The organism is Providencia sp. PROV122 (assembly GCF_028482365.1).
Classification (GTDB): Bacteria; Pseudomonadota; Gammaproteobacteria; order Enterobacterales; family Enterobacteriaceae; genus Providencia; species Providencia stuartii.
This window is the reverse complement of the sequence record NZ_JAMPQI010000059.1, coordinates 1-5943: the sequence shown is the minus strand read 5'-3', so window position 1 is coordinate 5943 and position 5943 is coordinate 1. Positions and strand designations below refer to the sequence as shown.

The following is a 5943-nucleotide window of genomic DNA, read 5'->3' as shown; positions in this document are numbered from 1 at the left end:
GGGAAGTGGACACTGCAAACTCAGGATAAATCCTCTTCTCTGGATACAACTACGGTCAGTTCATCGCAAAAGCCTTGTCGATATTAAAACTTGTGGATTCTGTCAGTAACCGCCAGACAATACGTGTCATCTTATTATCCAGCGCAACCGTGGCTTTCATTTTTCCTCTTCGTTCCGTAAGCCGTTTCAGCCACATTCCCAGCGCGTCATCACGTTTATGAGCCCAGTGCATAACAGACCGCGCACCATGAATGATCAATGTCCGAAGATCACGATTGCCGTTTTTGGTCATCGCAGAAAGGCTTTTTTTCCTCCAGAACTGTGTTGCCTAGGAACCAGACCACACCAGGCCGATAATTGTCGTCCGTTAGTAAATTGCGCTGCGTTAACTTCACTCAGAAAAGCAGCTGCAATAAGTGGACCGATACCCGGTATTGTCATCAGTACTTTGTATTTGGGTTGTTGCTGACAAAGAGCTGCAAGACTGTGCTCTACAGAAAGAATACGTTCATTAAGTGAATGTATATTTTCTAGCAACGAGAACAGCAACTGGCGCAGCACGGGAGAAATTAACTGTTCTGCATCTTCAATAATATCGGGCAGTCGTTGCTGTAAAATATGAATCCCGACAGGGATCTCAACACCTTGTTCTGCCGCCAGTGACCGGGCCTGATTTGCCAGTGCAGTGCGCTGTTCAACCATCAACTGACGGGCAGCTCTGAGGGCCTTAATATCTTGTTGTTCAACTGTTTTTATAGCAACAAAATGAATGCCTGGGCGAAAAGCTGTCTCACAAATAGCGAGAGCATCGTTGGCATCATTTTTCTGGTGATGTGTTAATGCTTTTACGTGTTGCGTGGGTATCAAGCGAACCTGAAAGCCGATTGACTGAAAAGTACGCCCCCAGTAATGGGAAGTGGCGCAAGCCTCCATTGCAATCATCGACCCGGGAGGGAATTGACGAATGGTATCTAGCAATTTAGCCCGGGAAACCTTGCGGTTAGATGCAATATTTCCATCACTCATCCAGACGCAAACCTGAAAGACAGATTTTGCCAGATCGATACCGATAACTTTAATCTCGTTCATGATGTAGTACCTCTGTGAATAAAATCGCTCAGCATAAGTATGGCAAAACTTACATAGAGGGACGTCCATTACATCACTTCACCTTACTTCTGATATCTATCCCCCGAGGCCAATGGATATACTCGATTCAGATTCACTCTTACAAAGGCAGACGATGACATATAAACGTGAAATAAGCTCAAAGTCAAACAGCTACTACCAGCACTAAATGAATCGTAGCTTCTTAAGTAATTCACTCTTATTCCCAAACACTAACCATATCATTAAATACTTGCTGCCTTTCTCATGAGCTTTTGCAATAATTAATAATAATTTACCTTTAGGAATGAAAAATAATGTTACGTAAATATAAGCTGATAGGTACTATGCTATTAGTAATATCATCTGGATGTCATGCTACAAACTCGATTGCATCCATCGCAGGGGAAACTGTAGAAAATAGATGCGGACTCACATTTCCAAATAAAGAAATTTTGGATAGTGAAGGAGGCGATTTTGACCCACAAATTTATAACTGTAATGACTACGAGGCATTATTACAAAAGGTAGTTAAAAAAGATTTTAATGCAATGAGAATGCTAGCCATCATGTATGAGAGAGGTTTTGTTGTTCAGCAAGATACTGATAAAGCAATCGAAATACTGGAAGAAGCTGCAAATCTTGGAGATGTAACTACTCAATCTTATCTTGGTAGCGGCGAAACAGACATCTTAATTAAGAGTATAGAAAAGTCTGATGGGACTTTTGATGTTGACGATTCTAGAATGCTTTACTGGCGAAACAAAGCAGCTAATAATGGCGACAGTTATTCCCAGCACCAACTAGCTGTTTCAATCCAAGATAAATCGCCTAATGAAGCTATTAAATGGTATGAGCAGTCAGCTAAAAATGGCTTCACCCAATCAATGACTGAATTAGCAGATATTTATTATAAAGGTAATATTGCTCCAAAATCCTTGGAAAAAGCTATCTACTGGAATGAACAGGCTGTACTTGCAGGTGATTTATATACTGCACCACGACAACTTTACATTATCTATGATGACAATAAACAATACATACTAGCAACTGCTTGGCTAGAAAAATTTTGTTCTAACGCCGATCTTCATCAGCATAATGCTTGCACTATGCTAAATAATGAAATTAAACCCTCAATAAAGGCCAAAGAAGCATTTGAGTTAGGAATGGTTTATTTTGAAGATGGTGTTTTACAAAACTATGAGCTATCAGAAAAATGGTTTACAGCATCTTGCCAGAATAATAATGATGTTTCATGCGAATATAGTGATAGCGCAGCCACAAGAAAAAACAATAAATTTGAGCATGGGCTAACCCCTGATGAATACTGGGAGAAAGGATTTGATATTAAACGTGAACGTCAGCTTGGTGAAAAAGATTTATCCTATGAATACTACTTTGAAGCAGCAAGAAAAGGTAATGTAAAAGCACAAGTTTTTTTAGGGAATGCATATTTATATCGCGGAGCCCCAAATGATTATAAAAAAGCAAAAAAGTGGTTTGAAACATCATTGAAAAGTAATGATAAAACCATTATACGTGAAGCTTATTTAGGCTTAGGTACTATTTATTATGATGGTCTTGGGGTTAGGCGGAATGTATATCAAGGTAGAGATTTTATTGGTAAATCATGTGATATGGGTTTAGAAGATGCTTGTGCAACATATGCTAAACTCTTCATTCAATGATTAACATGGTTAGTTCAACTTCAGCAACAGAGTTGAACTGAAAGTAATGTACAAATGCTTACTTACAGGGGCGGTCATGAGTACATTTAAAGCCGACCGAAAAGGTTCACCACGCTGGCAGTTTGAGTCAATCCTGAGCCATTGCTGGATATCATAAACTTACAACGATGCCATAAATGCTTATCTACTTTTATTAAAAGGATTATGCCTTGCTATCCGGTAACAATAAAAAGCTAAAAATCATTCTTGAAGAAGCCAAAATAATTGCTCAAGAATACTATAAAATAACAAATAAACCCCTCGGCATAACAGGCGAGATTTCAGAGTTTGAAGCTGCAAAAATCCTTGGGTTAGAACTCTGTGAAGCTCGTCAAACTGGATATGATGCAATTAGAACGCGAAATGGCAAGATCGAAAAAATACAAATTAAAGGTCGTTATATGCCTAATTATCAAAAAGTATCAGGAAGATTGGGAGCTATTGATATATCAAAACCATTTGATTCCGTTATTTTTGTCCAGCTTGATGAGAATTTTGATGCATTTGCCATTTATGAAGCAACAAGAGATAATGTTATAGTCGCGTTAAAAGCCCCCGGATCCACATCAAGAAACATAAAAAATCAATTAAGTATAGCCAAATTTAAATCTATTAGTACGCTGATTTGGGGCAAGCCCCTCTGTCTAGTGGATAATGAAACTTAGTATTAATCTTAATATAAATCAATTTAAATAATACAAACAATAATATTTACGGAAAACACTTATGAATATACTTCAAATGACAATACATAAGATTAAAGGAATTCCTAATGGCGTTCTTCAACTACCCATTGAAAATGGCATTTATGCTATAGTAGGTAATAATGGAAGTGGTAAAAGCACCATAATGTCATGTCTTGCTCAATTAGTATCAAGACATAACTTAGGATTACTCAAAAAACAAGATTTTAACAATGAGTCATACGTCGAATTTACTTTCAATGGGCAAACTGATAAATGGTATTGCGAAGATAACTTTTGGAAATCAGACACATTTCCTAATTGTATAAAGTTTAATGGAACATATGAAGGAAGCCTTTTTTATGGAATGCGGTTTATTGATTCAAAAAATGTTGATGAACTTGTTGAAGAAGGAAAAATCTTAGAAAACGAAATTGTTTTGGCGGATTCATATGTAATAGAACACCTCGGTGAAATTCTTCATTCCAACAAAAAACACTATTCTGATCTTAAGCGTATTAAAAATAAAACAATAAGAGAAAAGTTAGGATTAAAAAATACACCATACTTTATGAATGGTGCTGATTCTATAATAAGCCAATATAGAATGAGTTCAGGAGAGTGCTTAACCATATCATTACTCCATTTCATTTATAACTCTCTAGTTCGAAGGTCTTTATCAAGAAATACACCAATATTGATGCTTATTGACGAAATTGAACTAGCTCTTCATCCTATAGCAATTACAAACCTTTTAAATTTATTGAAAAAATTAGTATCTGAATTTGACAACTTAACAGTTATCATTACCTCTCACTCTCCAGAAGTAATACGCTCAATATCACCTAATAATATTTTTAAACTTGAATTTGACTCAAACGATCAGAATTGTTTTAATATTATCAATCCTTGCTATCCTGGTTATGCAATTCGTGATGTATATACTCATGATGGCTTTGATTACTTGCTCTTAGTTGAGGATAAATTAGCTCAAATAATTGTTAAGAGATCAATTGAAAAATTAAAGCTGAATAATAGTCGATTAGTAAATGTAATGCCCGTTGGTGGCTGGTTTAATGTTTTGAAATTACACTATGATTTGTCAGATAAGAATGTATTAGGTGTCGGTAAAACAATAATTAGTGTGCTTGATGGTGATGTATCCGGCAACATTCCCAAACAATATAAGAGTTTGAAAAAATTTTTCCTACCCGTAAATAGCGTTGAAAAATATCTAAGAAATATATTAATAACAACCCCCAACAAGGCAATAAAAAAAGAAATAAATGATGTTTTTTTTGATATCCATCATATAGATAAGCTATTAACTGATTATCAAAAGGAAGAAAGTGAGTTTAAAAAACAATCTCCTGAGTTTTATAAGGAAGACAATGATGGGAAAAGACTTTACCGTAAAATATTTAATTTTATGCAAGAAAGAAAAATTGACGAAGAAGCATTTGTAATGAAACTATATGAAATATTAGAACAACACGTTGATTTTACAAGCTTACATAGAAACCTTAAAGACGGACTTAGTCAATATAATTAACTATAATTGAAAATAATTTCAATAAAGCCGAGCACTGAATTGATGTTCGGCTTCTTATAACTGCTAATATTAAATAAACCATTTTCTGGCTATTTCTTATTTACCTAAAAAATTCTAAAAAATTCCCATACCCGCTCAAACTAACTATCTCATTTTATTCCACATGGTATCTAAATATTTTACATAACATCAGATTTGTATTACTTAATAGGAAAATTCTTCAATATGTAACTATCCTGCAAATAGTGGATAATTTTACTAGGTGCTATCACGTAATAGTACTTTCTTTTAGAGGTACAGATGCCACTTTACTTGATAATTTAACATTAGATATGTTGTCATCCTTCAGTTGATTCAGCTCCTCCATCGGGAGTTGAATTTATTACAAGCCTCAATACCTGATTCTTGTAATCATAAACCAGCTGTGCCACACTATTGTGCCATTAACTTCATCGATATAGATAGAAGAATCAAACAGTTATATTGGGGAGGAGCTTCAAGCCAGCTCCACCAAATTTTAACTGTCAGCGATGTGACAACAACTTTAAAAACAGTAAGTTAGCAAAGTTGAGCGGACAGTAACATTACCCAGAATGGACTTCGAAATGCACGCGAAATGCACGTGCACTAGAAGAACAAAAAAGCCCACTTCGGTGGGCTTTTTTGTTATTACCTTACAAAGAATAATATTGGACAATTTCAGTACCAAATGGAGAATCCCCTATGCCATACAATTCTTTTACTGACAGTTCTTTTGTAAATGCATTAACTAAAAGAGCCGACCTTGAGATTTTTAATGAAAATAAAGGTGCTGTTTTTGCTTTAGAATTATTTTTTTCACTAGACGACCCCATAAATATACTTACCCCTGCAA

The 5943-nt window shown here is 35.5% G+C and carries 4 protein-coding genes and 1 pseudogene; 3 read left to right on the top strand and 2 right to left on the bottom strand.

The window, feature by feature from the left end; translation table 11 throughout:
- Nucleotides 1–55: 55 nt before the first annotated feature.
- Nucleotides 56–1089, bottom strand: a pseudogene (locus PSE69_RS19515) (IS110 family transposase).
- A 335-nt stretch (nt 1090–1424) separates the two neighbouring features.
- Between PSE69_RS19515 and PSE69_RS19510 the strand changes: the two are divergent.
- From PSE69_RS19510 to PSE69_RS19500, 3 genes are all read left to right on the top strand, one after another.
- Nucleotides 1425–2795, top strand: coding sequence for a tetratricopeptide repeat protein (locus tag PSE69_RS19510; RefSeq protein ID WP_121875009.1), 1371 nt, complete (start codon nt 1425–1427; stop codon nt 2793–2795).
- Between the two features lie 209 nt (nt 2796–3004).
- The gene (locus PSE69_RS19505) at nt 3005–3499 is read left to right on the top strand and encodes a DUF6998 domain-containing protein (RefSeq protein WP_121875010.1); all 495 of its coding nucleotides are present in this window, start codon (nt 3005–3007) and stop codon (nt 3497–3499) included.
- Between the two features lie 61 nt (nt 3500–3560).
- Complete coding sequence (locus PSE69_RS19500) at nt 3561–5069, top strand: ATP-dependent nuclease (protein ID WP_121875011.1); 1509 nt, start codon at nt 3561–3563, stop codon at nt 5067–5069.
- Nucleotides 5070–5743: 674 nt separating this feature from the next.
- On the opposite strand, the gene PSE69_RS19495 is transcribed toward PSE69_RS19500, so the two are convergent.
- The coding region (locus PSE69_RS19495; RefSeq protein WP_272514283.1) for a hypothetical protein at nt 5744–5943 on the bottom strand (200 nt) is incomplete at its 5' end.